We start from the raw sequence: 18,986 nt of genomic DNA, 5'->3' as shown, positions 1-18,986 counted from the left end.
TGCGCCCCAGTTTTAAAATTTTGAAATATTTAACTCTTTCAATCTTTAAATCAAATAATTCATGAAAGTTTTAGCAAACGATGGTATCTCAAAAGCCGGAGAAAATGCTCTGAAAAAAGCCGGAATTGAAATTCTGGACAATAGAGTGGCTCAGGATCACGTTATTAATTTTATAAACGATAATAATGTGGACGTTCTTCTGGTAAGAAGTGCAACGAAAGTAAGACAGGATCTTATCGATGCATGTCCCGGCCTTAAAATTATCGGACGAGGGGGTATCGGGATGGACAATATTGATGTAGAATATGCCAGAAGTAAAGGGATCAGAGTAATCAATACCCCTACTGCATCTTCAAAATCGGTTGCTGAGTTGGTTTTCGGACATTTCATTTCACTGGCGAGATTTCTGCATGAATCCAACAGACTGATGCCGCTGGAAGGAGAGACCCATTTCAATGCAATGAAAAAATCATTCGGTAATGCGTATGAACTTTCAGGAAAAACATTAGGAGTAATCGGCTTTGGAAGTATTGGCCAGGAAGTTGTGAAAATAGGAATTGGTTTGGGAATGAAGGTCACTGTTCTGACAAGAAGCCCGAAAACAGAAGTTCTTACCCTGAACTTTTTCGACGGACAGTCAGTCAATTTTGAAATTACTTCCACCAATGATATGAATGCATTCCTTAAAAATGCAGATTTTATAAGTATCAATACGCCGAGAACGAACGAATATATTATAGACACCCCCCAGTTTGAAAAGATGAAAGACGGAGTCTATATCGTGAATACTGCAAGAGGTGGCGTCATCAATGAAGTAACATTGATTGATTTTATCGAATCAGGAAAAGTAGCCGGAGCGGCATTGGATGTTTTTGAAAATGAACCGAACCCGGAATTACCTTTACTGATGAATCCTGCCCTATCCCTTTCACCCCACGTTGGAGGAAATACAGTGGATGCACAGGAGAAAATCGGTATCGAACTTGCGGAACAAATTATTAAGCTACAAAAAGAAACTATAAGATAAATATGCCTGTTTTTAAACCTTTCCGTGGAATAAGACCTCATAGAGACTTTGAGAGCACTTTCCCTACCCATCCACTGGATAATTTCACCCAGGAAGAGATTGCAGAGAAAGCTCAAGTTGAAAATACTTACATCAATATGATCAAACCATATGTCGTAAGTAAATCTAAAGATATTGACCGGAATCTGAGAAAAATCCGTTCTACATTTGAAGAACTTCTGGAAGAGAAGAAACTCGTTCAGGACAATTCAGCCTATTATCTTTATGAGCAGATCTACCCCAACAAACAGGTGTTCAGAGGACTTCTGGGATTAGCGAGTATTGAAGATTTCTGGAATGGAAAAATCAAACGACATGAAAGTACCATTCCTCAGAAGAAGGAAAAGCTGGCTCATTATCTTGAGAAAGTAAATTTACAGGCTGAGCCTGTGCTTCTTACCTATCCTGCTAACTCAAAAATCGAGTTGCTGATGAATCATGAGGAAAAAAATGTTCCCATCTTTAATCATGTTGACTCTATCGGTATCAGACATAAAATATGGAGAATAGATAACCGTCTTAAACTTCAGCAGTTTAAAGAAGTGATTGATCAGATAGACTCTTTTTATATTGCCGACGGACATCACAGAATTGGTTCTACTGCATTGAACGCAAAACGTCATAAAGATAAAAATAAAAGACATAACGGCACAGAGCTTTATAACTTTGTATACAGTTTTATCGTTTCCAACCAATCCATTAAAATTCATGATTATAACAGAATTTTACATGACCTGAACGGTATTTCATCCGAAACGTTCCTGAAAGAACTTGAGCAGTACTTCCTCATTCACGAAAAAGGAGAAACACCATACTACCCTTCTCAAAAGTTCCACATTTCGATGTATATGGACGGTAAGTTTTATTCTCTTCACGTAAAGCATGATCTTCGTTCCAAGGAAATGTCTCTGGACAATCTGGATCACCACCTTTTAGACAAGTATATTTTCAAAAATATTCTGAAAATTGAAGATCCGGACAGCTCTGAGCTTATTTCTTATGTAAAAGGAACCTCCAATATCAACGGAATCAATATTTTAAAAGAAAAAGTGGATAACGGTGAAGGTAAAGTCGGTTTCGGAATTTATCCTGTAAGTTTTAATGATATGATTAAAATTTCAGACTTAAAACTAAGCATGCCTCCGAAATGTACATTCATTGAGCCAAAATTGATTACAGCCTTAGTAATGTATGATATGAAACCTTAATAATTTCCTATTTTTTCCCTAATTTTATCAATGGAAAAAGAAAGGTAAATAATAAATGAAAAAAATATTCATTATACTTCCACTCTTTTTGAGTGGATTTTTATTTTCTCAAAAAAAGCCACAAAAAAATCCGGCAAAAAAAGGAACGGTTGCCAAATTCAATTATCATGATGAGTTCAGAAAAATTTCGGATGAAATTATGACCAACGGCGCTGCTTATGAAAATCTGGGAGAGCTTACCAAAGGAATCGGACCACGTTTCAGTGCCACACCAGGGTATGCAAAAGCCGTAGAATGGGCAGAAAAAAAATTTAAGGAAATCGGCATAAACATGATCTGGAGGCAGGAAGCCAAAACCCCGGTTTGGATCAGAGGAAAAGAATCCCTGCAGATAAAAGCCGGAAACGGAGACTGGAAAAATATCAGGACGCTTTCTTTTGGAAACTCCGAAGGAACAGGCGGCAAAGACCTGACAGGTGAAATTGTTTTAATTAATTCCACTTCGGAGCTTAATGCCATGTCAATAGGCCAGTTAAAGGACAAAATAGTTTTTGTGAATGTTCCTATAGATCCTAAAATCATCAATACCAGTGATTCCTATTTACAGACCGCAAAATCAAAATTAATTTCTGCCTCTGTCATCGCTAAAACAGGTGCCAAAGCATTAATTATAAGATCATTGACAACAGCCAATGATGATACTCCGCATGCCAAAATGATTTACTACGAACCGGATGATAAAATTAAAATTCCGGCTTTGTCTATCGGGGTAAGATCTGCGGATGAATTGGAGAAAACCCTGAAAAGTCAAAAAGTTACCGCTAAAATCAATATGACCGCACAGTCTAAAAGCGATACCACCAATCCCAATATCATTGCTGAAATTCAGGGCAAAAAAGATTCTAAAGTAATTGTTTTAGGTGCCCAGCTTGATTCCTGGGATGTTGGCGAAGGCGCCATTGATGACGGAACAGGTGTTGTGCAGTGTATTGAAGTTTTAAGGACGTTAAAAGCGCTTGGATACGAAAATAATCACACCATCAGAGTAGTTTTGTATGCCAACAGTGAAAACGGAGGACAGGGCCGCGAAATGTACGCCGCTTATGTAAAAAAGAAAGAGGAAAAACATGTATTTGCTTTAGGAACTGATGCCGGAGGATATTCTCCACGAGGATTTTCTTTGGATATGTCTCCTCAAAGAAGGAGGCTGATCTATCCATGGAAAGACTATTTCCTTCCTTATGGTGTTTATGATTTCGATCAAACAGAAGCAATACAGGACATCTCTCCTTTAAAAAAACTTGACATACCCTTAGCAGAACTTGTTGTAGATACACAAAGATATTTTGACTATCACCATTCCGAGCAGGATACCTTTGATAAAGTAAATAAAAGAGAGCTTCTTCTAGGTGCCGTTGCAATGACACAGTTAATTTTTATGATTGATAAAAATTGGTAAACAATGAAAAAGATAGTAGCAACTTCGTTATTGCTTTTTGGAATGGCTGTCTTTGGCCAGACCAAAGATGATTCCATCCAGTTCAGAAAAATCTCTACAGAAATCCTGAACAACGGAAAAGGATATACTGAGCTGAGAGAACTTACAAAAAATATCGGACACCGTTTAAGTGGATCTGAGGCTTACGAAAAATCAGTAAAATGGGCTGAACAGAAGCTTCGTGATGCCGAAGCTGATAAAGTCTGGCTTCAGGAAGTGATGATCCCGGTATGGGTAAGAGGAAAAGAATCCCTGCACATCCAAACCGGTAACGGAAAATGGAAAAAGATCAAAATGCTTTCGCTTGGCAACTCTGAAGGAACCGGAGGAAAAGATATCTCAGGAGATATTATTATGGTAAAATCACTGGAAGAGTACGATAAGCTTCCTGCTGAAAAAGTAAAAGATAAGATTGTATTTTTCAATTACCCTTTTAACCAGGGAAATGTACAAACGTTCATTTCATATCGTGAAGCAGGTGCTTACAGGAGAACTGCCGCTTCTTTAACCGCAAAAAAAGGGGGCAGATTTACTATTGTAAGGTCACTTTCTTCCGCATTCGACGATGTACCCCATACCGGCAACATGCGCTATGATGAAAACATTCCCAAAGTGCCGGCGGTAACCATCGGAAATACTTCAGCTGATGAACTCGAGGCATTATTGAAAAAACAAAAAGTAACCGCTAAACTTAATTCCAACTGTGGAATGAAAGGGGAGAAACTCTCCCACTCTGTCATTGGTGAAATCACCGGAAAAAAAGACCAAAACATTATTGTAGTTGGAGGGCATCTCGATTCCTGGGATGTAGGGGAAGGTGCTCATGATGACGGAGCAGGTATTGTGCAGAGTATTGAAGTATTGAGAACCTTTAAAAAATTAGGAATACAAAATAACCATACCATCCGTGCAGTTTGTTTTGCCAACGAAGAAAATGGCACAAAAGGTGGAAAACAATATGGCAAAATCGCCAAAGAAAATAATGAAAAACACATATTTGCCATAGAAACAGATGCAGGAGGCTTTTCACCGCGGGGAATTTCTCTGGAAATGAATGAACCTCAAAGAAACCAGATCAAAAGCTGGGTCACCCTGTTTCTGCCTTATGGAGTCTATAATTTTGAGGGAAAATATTCCGGATCAGATATTGCTCCGCTTCACGAAATGGGAGTTCCTACCGCTGAACTGGTTCCTGATCCGCAACGTTATTTCGATATTCACCATACTGAAGAGGACACTTTTGAAAAAGTCAACAGAAGAGAACTGCTATTGGCTTCTGCGGTGATGACACAACTTATTTATATGATTGATAAAAATTGGTAAACAATGAAAAAGATAGTAGCAACTTCGTTATTGCTTTTTGGACTGACTGCTTTTGGCCAAACCAAAGATGATTCCATCCAGTTCAGAAAAATCTCTACAGAAATCCTGAACAACGGAAAAGGATATGCTGAGCTGAGAGAACTTACAAAAAATATCGGACACCGTTTAAGCGGATCTGAGGCTTACGAAAAATCAGTAAAATGGGCTGAACAAAAGCTTCGTGATGCCGGAGCTGATAAAGTCTGGCTTCAGGAAGTGATGATCCCGGTATGGGTAAGAGGAAAAGAATCCCTGCACATCCAAACCGGTAACGGAAAATGGAAAAACCTTAAAATGCTTTCTCTCGGAAACTCTGAAGGAACCGGAGGAAAAGATATTTCAGGAGAAATCATCATGGTAAAATCCATGGAAGAATATGATAAACTTCCTGCTGAGAAGGTGAAAGATAAAATTGTATTCTTTAACTATGCTTTCAGTCAGTCTTTCATAGAAACCTTTAAAGCATACGGTGATGCTGCAAAGTACAGAACTACCGCGGCTTCTTTAACAGCTAAAAAAAGAGGTAAATTTGCCATCGTAAGATCACTTTCCTCTGCATTTGACGATGTTCCCCATACCGGAGCAATGCGATATGAAGAAAAAGTGTCTAAAATACCTGCCGTAGCCATTGGAAGTACCACCGCAGATGAACTGGAAGCCTTATTAAAAAGCCAAAAAGTTAATGCAAAACTTAACTCCAACTGTGGAATGAAAGGAGAGAAACTCTCCCACTCTGTCATTGGTGAAATCACCGGAAAAAAAGACCAAAGTATCATTGTGGTAGGTGGTCACCTAGACTCATGGGATGTGGGTGAAGGAGCGCATGACGACGGAGCCGGCATTGTGCAGAGCATTGAGGTATTGAGGACTTTTAAAAAATTAGGAATTCCGAATAATCATACCATCCGTGTTGTTTGTTTTGCCAATGAAGAGAATGGAGTAAAAGGAGGAATCCAATACGGCAAAACAGTAAAAGAGAAGAATGAAAAACATATTTTCGCCATAGAAACAGATGCCGGAGGCTTTGCGCCGAGAGGAATTGCCCTGGATATGGATGACACCAAAAGAAACCAGATCAAGAGCTGGTCAAATCTCTTCCTTCCTTACGGAGTTTATAATTTTGAAGAGCGTTTTTCAGGAACAGATCTTTATCCCCTTCACGATATGGGAATTCCCGCCGCCGAACTGATGCCGGATTCTCAGCGTTATTTTGATATTCACCATACCGAAGAAGATACTTTTGAAAAAGTGAACCGGAGAGAACTCTTATTAGGCGCTGCAGCTTTAACACATATAATTTATATGATCGATAAAAACTGGTAAAATATGAAACCGTCTGTAAAGGCGGTTTTCTTTTTAAATATTTATGACAGAACCATACAACAGCAGGAAACACAGAATATTATGATACTCGCTTTAATTTAGGGCCGGGCTTAAGCCTGTTTACTTAAAAGGTATTATCCATTAGCTTTAGCCGAAACTTATAATAATTGTAAAAATGTTTTTAACTGGATTTCACAGATTGATAAGAATGATTGATACTTTTGATGAATATTTTTTTAACTATCCAATTATATTTGTAAAAAAATATACGCAGGCATCCATGTCAATCTGTGGCACTCTTATAAGTTTCGGCTAAAGCCATCGAAAGATATTCATAAAATATAAAATGGGCTAAAGCCCATTCCTATTGATTCTGTTGAACTGTTTAATTGGTGTTATTCGTGGTTTATTCAATTAAACACAAATGTCATTAATGTTTTCACAAATGATACGAATTGAATAGTTATTATGGGATGTTCAATAACTTGCTATTTTAAATACATAAAAATAATTCTTTTCCGTAATATTTTCTTCGTAAACAATCATTAGTCCTAAAAAACAGAAAATTTTTCTACGTTTAAGGAAATAACAGATGAAAACACGTTCCAATACTGGCCTTAACGATCCCGTGAAACAAAGTGTTAATCGGAGAAAGCAAACTTTGGCATAATATTGGCATGTAAATTATTGAGAAAAAATTAAAAAAACACTAAGGATGAGAAAAAAGGTTTTCTGTGGATTTTCAGTTTTTCCACCGATTCAAGTTCATATCTAGTATATGAATCCTTTTTTTTCTACGATGCCGTAAAAGATACGGGCCCGTGACTGACTAACCCCCGTTAGTTTTTCACAGCATTTTTGCACCCGTATCTAACTGGTATCACAATAACCAGGAATCATTTATTGATTCAAAAACAAAAATATCCCGGACTTTCAGCCCGGTATCATGATATAAATAAATGGCAAAGTCATCATGAACCTTAACCCTGTAAAGGAATTTATTCTTTTTACCGTGATGAGTGCCTTTATCATATAAATTAATGTATAACCCTTAAAATGTTAGTAATGATGAGAGCGTTTTTTGAAATGATTTTTAAGAGAAATGAAGATGCTGCGAAATTGCATATATGGAGCCTAATGCTGGTGTTGAGTTTTGCTGCATTTTCTGTGTTGGTATACGCCACAAAACCAAGCTTTAACAGCTTAATTATATACCTGACGGCATTTGCCGCTTATATCGGGTTTGGCCTTGTATTCATCAGTTCTTTAGCCGGAACGAGTATGAAGAAAAGATAACAAAACATATAACTTTCAATTTATTTTTACTTGAAAAACCGCTCTTTTGGGGCGGTTTTTTATAGTTTATTTTCAAGTTCAGTAAAAAAAGCATCCATGTCTAAAACCTCTTTTGTATTTACTTCCTCAACATTAAATTTATAAATACCTTTTAATTCTTCAGAAACCTTTTCAGGACTAGTAGAAAAAATAATTATTTTCAAATCCTCCCTATTTCCATATTTATTAATTAAACTCTTAATATGAGGTTCATTAATCATAGAATTTCCAAATATTATTAGTTGGTCGGCATCTTTTAAATCATTTTTCAAAATTTCATAATACTGCAACAATACTGTATCTCTTTTAATTATATCTTCCTTAAAATCTGGATTATTAAAAATCATTACTGGATCCGTATTTTCGATATTATCTCTTAATTTATAAGTCATACCATAAATCTTTTGATAAAGATATGACCCATGCAAATGACATATAATTTTATCGTATTCAATATTATAATTATAAAATTTTAAAAACTCTCTTGTATAGCTTCCAAATCCATCTTGAAAAATAAATCCATGAGGATTACCTGTTAATAATGTATCCAGAACTCCATCATAATTAGTTGTAAAAATGTGAAAATATTTAGATTTTTTATCACTAAGCATCTTAGAAAATCTACTTCCAAAATCAGGAAATAGCTTTTTTATATTTTTATATCCCACTGATTCATGGTGATTTTTAAACTCTAAAGCAATGTCTCTAATTTTTTCCAAAAGCAAGGAGTCAAACAAACCTTTTAGCTGCTCAAGTTTATCACGTCCCATAATCTTTTCAAGTCCATCCATGGAAGAAAAAAGATCAATAACTGAATAAATAATCCTTATTAATTCCTCCTCATTAAGTTTAGGGTTCTTAGTTTTAATTTCTTCAAAAATTTCATTGAATTTTTGCCATAGCGTAGTTATTTCATGGATTTTTTCTGTTATGCTGACAGTTTCCTCACCAGTTGTTTCCTTTACAAAATTTTCTGAAAGATTTTTAATCCAGTTTTCAATCATGTAGTTAAATCCATTTCCTACAAGTAGTATTGTTTTCATTTGTTAAATGTTTTAAACCTCAAAACTAATTAGTTGTATATAATATACCTTACGGAAACCCGTAAAGCCACCACATTTCTCGACCAAAAAAAGCCACTCCTTCCGGAGCAGCTCCCGTGATAACAACAAGTGCTATCATCACATCGTAAAAATTTATTCTTTAAACATATTCTTCAGCATTTTTTCGAGGATCTTTTGGGTCTCCTCTTCAATCATTTTTCCGGATTTTTCAACCATTTTCTCCCTGAAAGGCTCACAGCAGGCTTTGATACCGAAGCCTTCATCTGTTTTAATCAGTTCCGGATGCAGACTGTGTTCATCGCATACCTCCGACTCTATTTCCTTTTTTATCCAATCGTAATTCAGATCAAACATGTTTTATATTTTGTTTCTTATAAGTGCCGGATAAAGATAGAAGTAATAACTCCTTACTGAAATCCGTATTTTTACGGTATTTACAGAAAAACAAAAACAGCTCATTTCCAATCCTTAGAATTGATCCAGAATTTTCTTCGGTAAGATTTTTACCAGTTCTTTCTTATATTCCTTTTCAAGGATAACAAATTTCCAAGCTTTTTTATCTTTTGCAACAGCACAGGCTTTCATATGGGCGTTGATAAGATAGGAACCTTCGGTCGCCAAATATTTTACATTATTTGTACCATACTTAGCTGTTAAGGCACTGTTCATTTTCTTTTTCATATCATCATTTAATGAGCTGACATTGCATTTCAGTTTTAAAAAATAATGGGTAATAGAAAAATACTCACCGGTAATGAGTTCAGGTTTTTCGATATTTCCAAACTTTAGATCCTGTACTTCAATTTTCATAAATGGATTATTGTAAGTCATATTCAAAATCTGAGTCATCTGCTCTTTTGAAACGATGGTGAAGAATTTTGGATAAATACAGCTTACTGCCTGGTCTATCTCTTTGGATTGAATACTGTTTACAAAATAGGTAAGTGATTTTTTTATCGCTGCATCGTCAGGATTTATCTTGGTCTGCGAAAAAACCGTAAGCGACAGCAAAACGAACAGAAAGAAAAGTGGTTTGGTTTTCATGATTGAAGGGTGTTATATTTCTGCCAGAAAAAATTATTAACCTTTCCAACTGTTAAAATAGGTCGTACTATTTACTCAGATCGTTACAGAATATTTTGAGCAAAATAAAAAGCCATCCTTTCGGACGGCTTTTTACAATATTTTGAAGATTCAATTATTTTACTTTTACAAGCTCAACATCGAAAACCAACCAGGAGTTTGGCGGGATCACACCTCCTGCACCTCTTTCCCCATAAGCCATTGCAGGCGGGATCAATAATGTAGCAGTTTCACCTTCTTTCAATAACAGGATACCTTCATCCCATCCTTTGATTACTCTTCCCATTCCGATTGGAATTTCGATCGGCTCATTTCTTTTGAATGAAGAATCAAACTCAGTACCGTCTACTAATTTACCTGCATAGTGTACAGATACATTATCACCAGCTTTTGGAGCTTTACCGTCAGCTGTCTTTGTGATTTTATAGTAAAGACCTGATTCAGTTTTTTGCATACCAGCTTTTAGGCTTTCAACCAATTTCTCCTGGTTAGCTTTAAATTCTTCTTCTTTTTTCTTCTTTTCAGCTTCTTCTTTAGCGATAAAAGCTTTATTGTTTTCTGCGATTTTAGCTTTTCCTTCGTTGAAGGTTTTAGCTGCATCGTAGTGTTTGTACTCGTCACCTTTGCTGAAAACAGAAACTTTTTCTAGAACGATATCCGTTTTAGGTTTATCCTGAGCTCCTTTTTCAACGTTAGCAATAGCATCAATCACTTCATTACCTTTTACCACTTTTCCAAAGATCGTGTGTCTTCCGTCCAACCAAGGGGTTGCCACTTCAGTAATAAAGAACTGAGAACCGTTTGTGTTAGGTCCTGAGTTAGCCATAGAAAGGATCCCTTTCCCAGTGTGCTTAAGGTCGTTTCTTTCGTCCTCGAATTTATATCCGGGATCTCCCATTCCTGTTCCCTGAGGATCTCCTCCCTGGATCATGAAATCTTTGATCACTCTGTGGAAAATCGTTCCATCATAGTAAGGAACTCCTTTAGCCTTAGCTTTGTTATCGATTTTCCCTTCTGCAAGACCGATAAAATTGGCTACAGTTACTGGTGCTTTCTTGTCCTCAAACTTCACAATCATGTTACCTTTTGTAGTTTGAAGATTGGCATAAAGTCCGTCATTAAGACCTTCGTAAGTTTCTTTGTCTACGTTCATTTTTTTATAAATTGGGGTACAACTCATCAGCGAAATACTTGCCGCTGCCAGAATTATATTCTTGTTAAACAATTTCATGTATTATAGAGCTTTTAATTTTATGATTAATGGGATATCGTTGTCTATTTTCTTTTCGTCTCCATAGGTTCCGTAAGCCAGAGAAGATGGTACCAAAAGCGTTACTTCCTCTCCATCACGTATAAAACGTAAAGCATTCTCCACCGCTTTCAGCTCATCAAAATGCCCAAATCTGGCATCTCTCCTTTCAAAAGGCTTATCATAGATTTTAGTCTCGTCAAAATCATACAGATCATAGGAATAGGAAATCATGGTCTCATCTTTCCTTTTTTCTCTCTGATCATAACCTTCTACCGTTACCCAGTAATTAAGCTGCGTTGGATAATACTTTACAGACTGACCAGTGATCCAATCCTGGATCTGTCCCCGTTCTATCGTATTTAAATTTTTCATCCTGTTTTTAGAAACATCCAGATCTTTTTGGCTTAAAACACCACCTACAGGAGGATGGGCCGTCTGGGCATTCCTGTTGCAGCTCAACAGGCTTATAGCTGATATGAAGAGTATTTTTTTCATAAACTTTTGCGAAAATACACATTTCGCGAATCAATTACAAAACTTGGTTAAGAAATGTGCGAATGTAATAAAATATGTATCTGATCTTAAACTACCCACTCATTTTTATAAATACATAGATAGATACGAAAAAGCCGGGAAAAACCCCGGCTTTCCTATTGTTATTTATAAGCTATTATACTGTTTCTAAAGCGTGATCTACAATAACTCTCCATCCGAAAGGATCTTCAGACAGGTTGGTTTGTAAGTCCACAAGGTCTTTCTTAAGGATCGCTGCAAAGCTTTCTTCATCAGATAATCTTGGAAGATCAAGTTTTTCTCCCTGGTATCCTAAAGCCTGGAACTGAGTGGTAACTACAGCCGTACCTACTCCCCAAACTTCTTTAAGAGAACCGTTCTTTAAAGCTTCAATGACTGTTTTCACAGCGATAGGCTCTACTTTCACTTCGATTCCTCTTCTCTTAGCCAATTGAATAAAGCTGTCTCTTGTTACCCCATCAAGGATTTTCTCAGAAGTTGGAGGGGTATAGATCGTATCGTTGATTCTTACAAAAACGTTCATTGTACCACTCTCTTCGAAATATTCGTGAGTAGCATCATCTGTCCAGATAATCTGCTCATATCCTTCTTCTATAGCCAATTGTGTAGGATAGAAAGAAGCAGCGTAGTTCCCTGCAGCTTTTGCAGAACCTACTCCTCCGTTTGCAGCTCTTGAATAATGATCAGAGATTTTCACTGATACCGGCTCTGAATAATAACTCTTCGCTGGCGTTGCAACGATAGCAAACATATATTTATTAGAAACTCTTGCTTTCAAAGCTTCCTCTGTAGCAAAAATCAAAGGTCTGATATACAGAGACATTCCCTCCCCCTGTGGAATCCAATCTCTGTCTATATCTACTAATGCTTTTAATCCGTCTAAAAACATTTCTTCAGTCACTTCAGGCATAGCAAGACGCTTCGCTGACTTATTGATACGTTCAAAATTCTTTTCAGGCCTGAAAAGGAAAACCTGCCCGTCTTTGTCTTTATAGGCTTTCATACCTTCAAAACAAGCTTGTCCATAATTTACCCCCATCATGGCAGGCGTAAATGGAATCGGACCGTAAGGAACTAATTTTACATCCCCCCATTTTCCGTTCTCATACTCACAAATGATCATATGATCAATGAAAGTATTACCAAATGAAAAATTGTTAGGGTCAAATGTAGAAATTCTGGAGTTTTCAGTTTTTTGAATTATCATTTTTTAAAATTTTTACGATGTTCTACAAATTTAACATAATTTTCTAAATATAAAAATTTTAGAGTAAATTTGACAAAAAAATAGCTTGAAAAGAGAAATTAAGACCACAAACGACGGCAGTAAAACACTGTTTATCAGTAAATTAAATGAAAACTACCATTCTCATCACGGAGCGCTACAGGAAGCCGAACACGTGTTTATCAAAAATGGACTAAATCTGATAAATGATTGCGAAATTAATATTTTAGAACTCGGTTTTGGAACAGGTTTGAATGTTTTGGTAACAATTAATGAATATTTAAAAACTGACAAAAATCATGTCATCAATTATTTTTCACTCGAAAAATACCCCATAAATGAATCCGAAGTTAAAGATTTAGCCTACTTTGAACTTTTTGATAACCCAGAGTTAAAAAATATTTATCAGAAAATTCATCTGTCAGATTGGGAAAAGTCAGTAGAAATTATTAGTGGATTCAACTTAAAAAAGATAGAATGTGATTTTTTTGACCTGAAAGACATTGATCTGCCCAAAATCAACCTTGTTTACTTCGACTGCTTTGGCGCAAGAGTACAGCCTGACCTTTGGGAAAAGCCATTATTCGAACTCGTTTCTGACAAAATGGCCATTAACGGATTATTAACAACTTATTCATCAAAAGGCAGCGTTAGAAGAATCCTTCAGGAGCTGAATTTCCAGGTTGAAAAAAAACAGGGCCCGCCGGGAAAAAGAGAGATGATCAATGCAGTAAAACTCTAGAAAGGCAAAAGTATTTCACTATTTAACTTTTTTACCTCTATAAATTTTCCTTACATTAGCTATACAAATATTATACGTTATATTATATGATAGATAAGATCAACATTAGAGTGTATGCATGTGCGGTAAAAGACAAACAGGTTTTAACCTTATTTGAAGAATATGCTGGCGAACCTTTAATGAAATTTCCGGGTGGCGGATTGGAATATGGAGAAGGTGTGCTGGAGTGTCTGCATCGTGAGTTTGACGAAGAACTGAATGTAAAAATAAATGTTCTTGAACATTTCTATACTCAGGAAAACTTCCTGGTTTCCCGCTTCAGAGAAAATGAGCAGCTTCTTACCATATATTATATAGTAGATATCATCAATGAAGAAGACTTTCTTATTTTGGACCCCTGCATTGAAAAAACAGAATGGATTGAAATCGACAGGCCTGACAATCCTTTCCCGCTTCCCATAGACAAAATTGTATTTGATAAGTTAAAAGAAAAATTCCTGTAAGCATTCTTACAGGAATTTATATTATTATTTCTTTACTTTAAAATCATTGGCTCCCGGATAAGGTTGCAGATACCCTGAGTTCCAGTTAGACTGCAGTAGGGATTCTATGAATTCATCACTTCTGTTCGCATGGGGATCATAACGGTCTTTCAGATCAATATCAGCCATTTTTCCTTTTACATTCCACCAGAAAGCACTCCATCCTCCTCTCAGTTCTTTGATGATTTCAAATACATTCTTTCCGGTAGCTCTGTTCATCAGCTTTGCAAAAACCTGCCCTTCGGTAGTCGTAAGATCTCTCAGTTGCTTTTCATATTGGTCAGCCAGTATATTCTGCCTTTCTCTTACAAATTTTCTTTTGGCTTTGCTGTCCATATCAGTCATATCTTTCTGAATATCTCTGTACTGTTGCAATGCAGTGACAAATAAGGGATAAACTCTGTAGAGCTTTTTATTCAGAAAATAATAGTAATTCTTATCAAGTTGATTATTAAACCGGGGTTTATTCACTAAAACCAATTCATCCAAAACAACTACAGGCTCCCCATTGATTTCATAAACCTTGATCTTCTGTTGTTCGTCATAATAATACTTATTGCCAAACTCATCCACTTTCAGGGATTCAGGCGGGTATTGATTAAGTGGTTTTGCCACAATACCATCCTTCTGACCAAAAACACTGACTCCAAAAAAGAGAATAAAAAGGCAGATAATCTTACTAAAATTCATTATTTTTACACTTATAAGAACAAAAATTAAACGCAAAAATCATTCCTTTTTATGAAATTTGAAAAGAAATCTTTGAAATTTTTAGAAAATTATTTAAACACCTCATCACCAACAGGTTATGAACATAAAGGACAGAAGGTCTGGATGGAATATATCAGACCATACGTGGACAAAATAGAGGTAGACCATTATGGAACCTGTTATGGGATCATTAATCCGGAAGCTGAATTTAAGGTAGTGATTGAAGCACATGCAGATGAAATTTCATGGTATGTAAATTATATTACTGATGACGGACTGATTTACGTTATCCGAAACGGAGGTTCTGATCAGACCATCGCTCCCTCGAAAGTAGTCCATATCCACGGAGAAAAAGGAATTGTAAAAGGGGTTTTCGGCTGGCCTGCCATTCATACCAGAACCAACCAGAATGAACCTACTCCAAAAATTGAAAACATCTTTATAGACTGTGGTGCCACTTCCAAAAAAGAAGTGGAAGAAATGGGAATCTTTGTAGGCTGCATGATCACTTACCCGGATGAATTCTTTGAAATGAATGACCGATATTTTGTCTGCAGAGCTCTGGATAACAGAATCGGCGGCTTTATGATTGCTGAAGTAGCCAGACTTTTAAAAGAAAATAAAAAAACAATCCCGTTCGGGCTTTATATTACCAACTCTGTACAGGAAGAAGTTGGATTGTACGGAGCAGACATGATCGCTGACACTATCAAACCGAATATCGCTATTGTAACAGATGTTACCCATGATACGACAACTCCGATGATTGAAAAGAAAAAGGAAGGTGATCAGAAATGCGGTGCAGGTCCGGTGGTATTCTTTGCACCGAGCGTTCACCATACCATCAGAGAACTGATCATTGATACTGCAAAAGCTAAAAAAATCCCTTTCCAGAGAGCCGCAGCCAGCAGAGCTACAGGAACCGACACAGATGCCTTTGCCCATTCTAATGGCGGAGTACCAAGTGCTTTAATTTCCTTACCTTTGCGCTATATGCATACTACGGTAGAAATGGTATCTAAAGAAGACGTAGGTAATGTAATCAAACTTATCTATGAAACCGTTCTTAAGATCAAGCCGGAAATGAAACTGAAATATCATTAATTGAGATTTCAGATATAAGACAGCAGACACCAGACTCAAATGGCTGCATATTTCTGCTCGTTAAAGATCTGAAATCTGAGATCCAGTGTCTTATATCTAAATAAAAAGTATAAAAAGTAAAAATGAAAACGAAGCTTATTGCTCCATCCCTTTTATCTGCAGACTTTGGGAACCTGCAAAGAGACATTGAAATGCTGAATAATTCTCAGGCCGACTGGATACACGTTGATGTGATGGATGGCAGGTTTGTTCCCAATATTTCATTTGGTTTTCCTGTGATGAAAACCGTTCAGCAGCATGCTAAAAAGTTTGTAGATGTTCACCTGATGATTGTGGAACCTGAAAAATACGTTGATGAATTCATCAATCTTGGCGCAGACCTTGTTTCTGTACATTATGAAGCATGTACCCACCTTCACAGAACCATCCACCATATTCAGAGCAAAGGAGCAAAAGCAGGTGTGGTTTTAAATCCATCCACTCCGGTATTAATGCTTGAAGATATTATCGCAGATGTGGATCTAGTATTATTAATGAGTGTAAATCCAGGATTTGGAGGACAGAAATTCATTGAAAACACCTATAAAAAGATAGCTGAAACTAAGGACCTGATTTTAAGCAACAATTCCACTGCGCTTATTGAGATAGACGGAGGAGTAAATCTTGACAACGCTTCCAAACTTTTTGAAGCCGGAGCTGATGTTCTTGTTGCCGGAAATGCTGTATTCACAGCTGAAAGTCCTGAGAGAACAATCGAACTTTTAAAGATTTAACTGATGATCTGATATACACAAAAGGCAGCCATTGGCTGCCTTTTCTCTTGCTTGGAAATTTAAGTCGTCTTGGTTATAATCTTTTTTCAATTCTTTGAAAATGTTTAAAACTGTCTTACTAACAACACAAAGATCTGAATAAAACCATGAGTGGACATCCGTAGAAATACCGAATTTAATATTTAAGTATTTTTACTTATTCCATTGATAATTTTTATATTTCTTTATTCCAGATACAGGCACATATCACAAAAATGATAGAAATGACAGAAAAGACCGTTCTGATATTATTCAGTAAATTCCATCTGTTTTCAAAATTTTCCCGCATCTGCCTTAAAGCTTCCACCGTAGAACCTGAAATACCAAACTTATCCAACCCATCATTCATAGGGACATTCCCAACAACCGTTACTCCGAAAACCCCGATCAGATACGCCAGCGTGCCCAGCAGAAGAAAAATAAAAACAGGCTGCTGCCCACGGAATAAAAACGTAGAAACCGGAAGAAGAATTACAGTTCCCATAAAACTCATAAAGAAAACAGGGTTCAGGATTTCCCGGTTAATGCTCTGCATTGCCTTCAGGTATTCCATATCAGAGAGTTTTCCCAACCCCAGAACTACCGAACATGAATAAGCATAAAAAAGCCCTCCTATCAAGGCAGTGAGGACGGCAGTAATGATCAATACCAATGTTGTCATTTTCATATAATTTGATTTTGGTTATCAGAATAAAATTAATAAGGATTCCATTTTTTAATGATGTTCTGTGCGGTAAGAATCATTTCGGAATCCCAATTTTCTGTCTTAAAATAACGAAAGTCCTGCCCCTGAATAGCTTCTGCTCCCATCTTATCAAAAAGAAGCCTGGTAAGCCTTGACTGTTCTTCGTATAAAACCAGGTCTTCCAAAGGTTTCTCTGAGAGTTTCATTTCTTTTTTACTCCAGGTACCCCCTTGTCTCAGTTTCAGCCCTGAAGTTTCAATAATCATCTTAACGGTATTAAAATCATTCAGAAAATCAACCTTTTCTTGTTCAGTTTTTAAAGTATGACCGAGTCTCTCAATAATAATATATTCCAGATTCTGACATTGTTTCAGTACAGACGGCAAAACAGAAAGAATATCCTGTGGAATAACACCATCATGGGTATCTCTCCTCACCTGCTTTTTCCCATACACACTCTCCTGCCAGCTTCCTCCGGAAAGATGAATCTCTTTTACTTTATCTAAAGGGTATAAATTAATTATCTCCTGCATCCCTACTTCGAAATTACAGGATTGGCAGTAAATATTATGAAGATCAAGAATCAGGAAGCCATTGGTATCCTCCGTTAGTCTGTCAAGAAATATTCCCTGTTCTTTAACATCATCCATAGAAAATGAAAAAGCCAGGTTTTCTATACCTACAGGAATATTTACAGCATCCTGAAGTCTGCACAGCCTGTCTTTACCTATTTGTAAAATCCTGGAATGCAGAGGTACCGGCAATGGCACTCCCTGATGAAAATTTTCGGTATTCATGAAACCGAAATGTTCCGTGATATGATTGTATTTCCGCAGTCTGACTTCTTCTTTAAGCTTTTGCAGCCATTCTTCCTGTCTTTCTGTCCATTTTGCATCAAACAGAGAGTAATAAACTCCGTGCCCTATCAAACGGCTGTTCTCTGCATAAAAGTTTAACAGATCACGAAGCCAGTCTGGTTCATGGATATGATAAAGAGTGTCAAAAGACCACTCCAGCACATCGATGGAATTATTCTGCATCAATGGCAAAATAGCAGAAACAAAATCAGCTTCTGCCATCATTGACAATCCTAACATTGGTCTTTTCATCCTTACCCCATTCCGCAGGCCGGGCAGCCGTATCCATGAAGTACAAGTGTATCTTTTTTTACGACCGGTTTAGGAGTTCCCGGTTTTTTCTTTTCGACCGTATCCGAAGCCGCAGCTTTTTTTACTTTTTTAACAGGCTTTTTTGTTTTAGTCAAAGGTTTAGTAGTCTGTGCAGATACTCCTGCTGCCAACAAACTTGCCATTAATATTGCCGGAATTTTCATAATTTCTTTTTTCAGGTAATTTTACAATAAACGTTCCATTTATAAAATTACAATAATAAGGAACGCTTAGATAACAATTATCAATAAATATTAAAAACTATTTTATC

20 protein-coding genes are annotated in these 18,986 nt (G+C 36.7%); 10 read left to right on the top strand and 10 right to left on the bottom strand.

All coding sequences use genetic code 11. The features are described 5' to 3' along the window. Positions 1–61: 61 nt before the first annotated feature. The 6 genes from AC3FI7_RS01820 to AC3FI7_RS01795 all read left to right on the top strand — a co-directional run bounded on the left by AC3FI7_RS01820 (position 62) and on the right by AC3FI7_RS01795 (position 7,753). Entirely contained in the window at positions 62–1,027 is a 966-nt protein-coding gene (locus AC3FI7_RS01820; RefSeq protein WP_142722349.1) for a D-2-hydroxyacid dehydrogenase, read from the top strand. A 2-nt stretch (positions 1,028–1,029) separates the two neighbouring features. Continuing rightward, complete coding sequence (locus AC3FI7_RS01815) at positions 1,030–2,274, top strand: DUF1015 domain-containing protein (RefSeq protein WP_142722348.1); 1,245 nt, start codon at positions 1,030–1,032, stop codon at positions 2,272–2,274. Positions 2,275–2,329: 55 nt separating this feature from the next. Then, complete coding sequence (locus AC3FI7_RS01810; RefSeq protein ID WP_491461257.1) at positions 2,330–3,733, top strand: M28 family peptidase; 1,404 nt, start codon at positions 2,330–2,332, stop codon at positions 3,731–3,733. A 3-nt stretch (positions 3,734–3,736) separates the two neighbouring features. Further along, entirely contained in the window at positions 3,737–5,095 is a 1,359-nt protein-coding gene (locus tag AC3FI7_RS01805; RefSeq protein ID WP_491461256.1) for a M28 family peptidase, read from the top strand. 3 nt (positions 5,096–5,098) lie between these two features. Further along, the gene (locus AC3FI7_RS01800; protein WP_491461255.1) at positions 5,099–6,457 is read left to right on the top strand and encodes a M20/M25/M40 family metallo-hydrolase; all 1,359 of its coding nucleotides are present in this window, start codon (positions 5,099–5,101) and stop codon (positions 6,455–6,457) included. Positions 6,458–7,522: 1,065 nt separating this feature from the next. Then, a complete protein-coding gene (locus tag AC3FI7_RS01795; protein WP_142722345.1) occupies positions 7,523–7,753 on the top strand; it encodes a hypothetical protein in 231 nt (76 codons plus the stop codon). A gap of 59 nt (positions 7,754–7,812) precedes the next feature. Here AC3FI7_RS01795 and AC3FI7_RS01790 read toward each other — a convergent pair whose 3' ends face one another. The 6 genes from AC3FI7_RS01790 to AC3FI7_RS01765 form a co-directional block, all read right to left on the bottom strand. After that, positions 7,813–8,835, bottom strand: a complete 1,023-nt coding sequence (locus tag AC3FI7_RS01790; RefSeq protein ID WP_491461254.1) for a hypothetical protein — start codon at positions 8,833–8,835, stop codon at positions 7,813–7,815. 153 nt (positions 8,836–8,988) lie between these two features. Further along, positions 8,989–9,210, bottom strand: a complete 222-nt coding sequence (locus AC3FI7_RS01785; RefSeq protein ID WP_142722343.1) for a hypothetical protein — start codon at positions 9,208–9,210, stop codon at positions 8,989–8,991. A gap of 114 nt (positions 9,211–9,324) precedes the next feature. Continuing rightward, entirely contained in the window at positions 9,325–9,900 is a 576-nt protein-coding gene (locus AC3FI7_RS01780; RefSeq protein WP_491461253.1) for a hypothetical protein, read from the bottom strand. Between the two features lie 154 nt (positions 9,901–10,054). Then, positions 10,055–11,092, bottom strand: a complete 1,038-nt coding sequence (locus AC3FI7_RS01775) for a peptidylprolyl isomerase (RefSeq protein ID WP_291898669.1) — start codon at positions 11,090–11,092, stop codon at positions 10,055–10,057. 81 nt (positions 11,093–11,173) lie between these two features. Then, entirely contained in the window at positions 11,174–11,686 is a 513-nt protein-coding gene (locus tag AC3FI7_RS01770; protein ID WP_491461252.1) for an FKBP-type peptidyl-prolyl cis-trans isomerase, read from the bottom strand. Between the two features lie 175 nt (positions 11,687–11,861). After that, complete coding sequence (locus AC3FI7_RS01765; RefSeq protein WP_002980018.1) at positions 11,862–12,932, bottom strand: branched-chain amino acid aminotransferase; 1,071 nt, start codon at positions 12,930–12,932, stop codon at positions 11,862–11,864. A gap of 85 nt (positions 12,933–13,017) precedes the next feature. Between AC3FI7_RS01765 and mnmC2 the strand changes: the two genes are divergently transcribed. Continuing rightward, a complete protein-coding gene (gene mnmC2, locus AC3FI7_RS01760; RefSeq protein ID WP_491461251.1) occupies positions 13,018–13,692 on the top strand; it encodes a tRNA (5-methylaminomethyl-2-thiouridine)(34)-methyltransferase MnmC2 in 675 nt (224 codons plus the stop codon). A gap of 86 nt (positions 13,693–13,778) precedes the next feature. Further along, entirely contained in the window at positions 13,779–14,195 is a 417-nt protein-coding gene (locus tag AC3FI7_RS01755; protein WP_142722339.1) for an NUDIX domain-containing protein, read from the top strand. A 24-nt stretch (positions 14,196–14,219) separates the two neighbouring features. Here AC3FI7_RS01755 and AC3FI7_RS01750 read toward each other — a convergent pair whose 3' ends face one another. After that, entirely contained in the window at positions 14,220–14,924 is a 705-nt protein-coding gene (locus AC3FI7_RS01750) for a DUF4294 domain-containing protein (RefSeq protein WP_291898382.1), read from the bottom strand. Between the two features lie 51 nt (positions 14,925–14,975). Between AC3FI7_RS01750 and chrP the strand changes: the two genes are divergently transcribed. After that, complete coding sequence (chrP, locus tag AC3FI7_RS01745) at positions 14,976–16,049, top strand: chryseobasin maturation metalloprotease ChrP (protein ID WP_343658183.1); 1,074 nt, start codon at positions 14,976–14,978, stop codon at positions 16,047–16,049. 122 nt (positions 16,050–16,171) lie between these two features. Continuing rightward, a complete protein-coding gene (gene rpe, locus AC3FI7_RS01740) occupies positions 16,172–16,822 on the top strand; it encodes a ribulose-phosphate 3-epimerase (protein WP_343658182.1) in 651 nt (216 codons plus the stop codon). A gap of 214 nt (positions 16,823–17,036) precedes the next feature. Here the strand turns inward: rpe and chrI are convergent, their stop codons facing one another. Genes chrI through chrA form a run of 3 tightly spaced genes read right to left on the bottom strand, consistent with a single transcriptional unit; the run spans position 17,037 to position 18,879 of the window. Then, complete coding sequence (gene chrI, locus AC3FI7_RS01735) at positions 17,037–17,528, bottom strand: chryseobasin maturation helper ChrI (protein WP_491461250.1); 492 nt, start codon at positions 17,526–17,528, stop codon at positions 17,037–17,039. A gap of 29 nt (positions 17,529–17,557) precedes the next feature. Next, positions 17,558–18,655 carry an MNIO family chryseobactin maturase gene (gene chrH, locus AC3FI7_RS01730; protein WP_343658180.1) on the bottom strand — a complete coding sequence of 366 codons (1,098 nt, stop codon included), beginning with the start codon at positions 18,653–18,655 and terminating at the stop codon, positions 17,558–17,560. A 2-nt stretch (positions 18,656–18,657) separates the two neighbouring features. Further along, positions 18,658–18,879: an MNIO class RiPP chryseobasin precursor ChrA gene (chrA, locus tag AC3FI7_RS01725; RefSeq protein ID WP_142722333.1), complete on the bottom strand. Its 222-nt coding sequence runs from the start codon at positions 18,877–18,879 to the stop codon at positions 18,658–18,660. Positions 18,880–18,986: the final 107 nt, after the last annotated feature.

It is taken from the genome of Chryseobacterium sp. TQ-BC-N36 (genome assembly GCF_058382295.1).
The sequence above is the reverse complement of the archived record's forward strand: the minus strand, read 5'-3'. Positions and strand labels throughout refer to the sequence as shown.

What these genes read in the sequence shown, in the direction of transcription:
- chrP (WP_343658183.1), top strand. Translation starts at nt 14,976, where the DNA reads ATGAAATTTGAAAAGAAATCTTTGAAATTTTTAGAAAATTATTTAAAC.
- chrI (WP_491461250.1), bottom strand. Translation starts at nt 17,528, where the DNA reads ATGAAAATGACAACATTGGTATTGATCATTACTGCCGTCCTCACTGCC.
- AC3FI7_RS01815 (WP_142722348.1), top strand. Translation starts at nt 1,030, where the DNA reads ATGCCTGTTTTTAAACCTTTCCGTGGAATAAGACCTCATAGAGACTTT.
- AC3FI7_RS01765 (WP_002980018.1), bottom strand. Translation starts at nt 12,932, where the DNA reads ATGATAATTCAAAAAACTGAAAACTCCAGAATTTCTACATTTGACCCT.
- chrH (WP_343658180.1), bottom strand. Translation starts at nt 18,655, where the DNA reads ATGAAAAGACCAATGTTAGGATTGTCAATGATGGCAGAAGCTGATTTT.
- AC3FI7_RS01795 (WP_142722345.1), top strand. Translation starts at nt 7,523, where the DNA reads ATGATGAGAGCGTTTTTTGAAATGATTTTTAAGAGAAATGAAGATGCT.
- AC3FI7_RS01810 (WP_491461257.1), top strand. Translation starts at nt 2,330, where the DNA reads ATGAAAAAAATATTCATTATACTTCCACTCTTTTTGAGTGGATTTTTA.
- AC3FI7_RS01755 (WP_142722339.1), top strand. Translation starts at nt 13,779, where the DNA reads ATGATAGATAAGATCAACATTAGAGTGTATGCATGTGCGGTAAAAGAC.
- rpe (WP_343658182.1), top strand. Translation starts at nt 16,172, where the DNA reads ATGAAAACGAAGCTTATTGCTCCATCCCTTTTATCTGCAGACTTTGGG.
- chrA (WP_142722333.1), bottom strand. Translation starts at nt 18,879, where the DNA reads ATGAAAATTCCGGCAATATTAATGGCAAGTTTGTTGGCAGCAGGAGTA.
- AC3FI7_RS01785 (WP_142722343.1), bottom strand. Translation starts at nt 9,210, where the DNA reads ATGTTTGATCTGAATTACGATTGGATAAAAAAGGAAATAGAGTCGGAG.
- AC3FI7_RS01775 (WP_291898669.1), bottom strand. Translation starts at nt 11,092, where the DNA reads ATGAACGTAGACAAAGAAACTTACGAAGGTCTTAATGACGGACTTTAT.
- AC3FI7_RS01820 (WP_142722349.1), top strand. Translation starts at nt 62, where the DNA reads ATGAAAGTTTTAGCAAACGATGGTATCTCAAAAGCCGGAGAAAATGCT.
- AC3FI7_RS01770 (WP_491461252.1), bottom strand. Translation starts at nt 11,686, where the DNA reads ATGAAAAAAATACTCTTCATATCAGCTATAAGCCTGTTGAGCTGCAAC.
- AC3FI7_RS01780 (WP_491461253.1), bottom strand. Translation starts at nt 9,900, where the DNA reads ATGAAAACCAAACCACTTTTCTTTCTGTTCGTTTTGCTGTCGCTTACG.
- AC3FI7_RS01800 (WP_491461255.1), top strand. Translation starts at nt 5,099, where the DNA reads ATGAAAAAGATAGTAGCAACTTCGTTATTGCTTTTTGGACTGACTGCT.
- AC3FI7_RS01805 (WP_491461256.1), top strand. Translation starts at nt 3,737, where the DNA reads ATGAAAAAGATAGTAGCAACTTCGTTATTGCTTTTTGGAATGGCTGTC.
- AC3FI7_RS01790 (WP_491461254.1), bottom strand. Translation starts at nt 8,835, where the DNA reads ATGAAAACAATACTACTTGTAGGAAATGGATTTAACTACATGATTGAA.
- AC3FI7_RS01750 (WP_291898382.1), bottom strand. Translation starts at nt 14,924, where the DNA reads ATGAATTTTAGTAAGATTATCTGCCTTTTTATTCTCTTTTTTGGAGTC.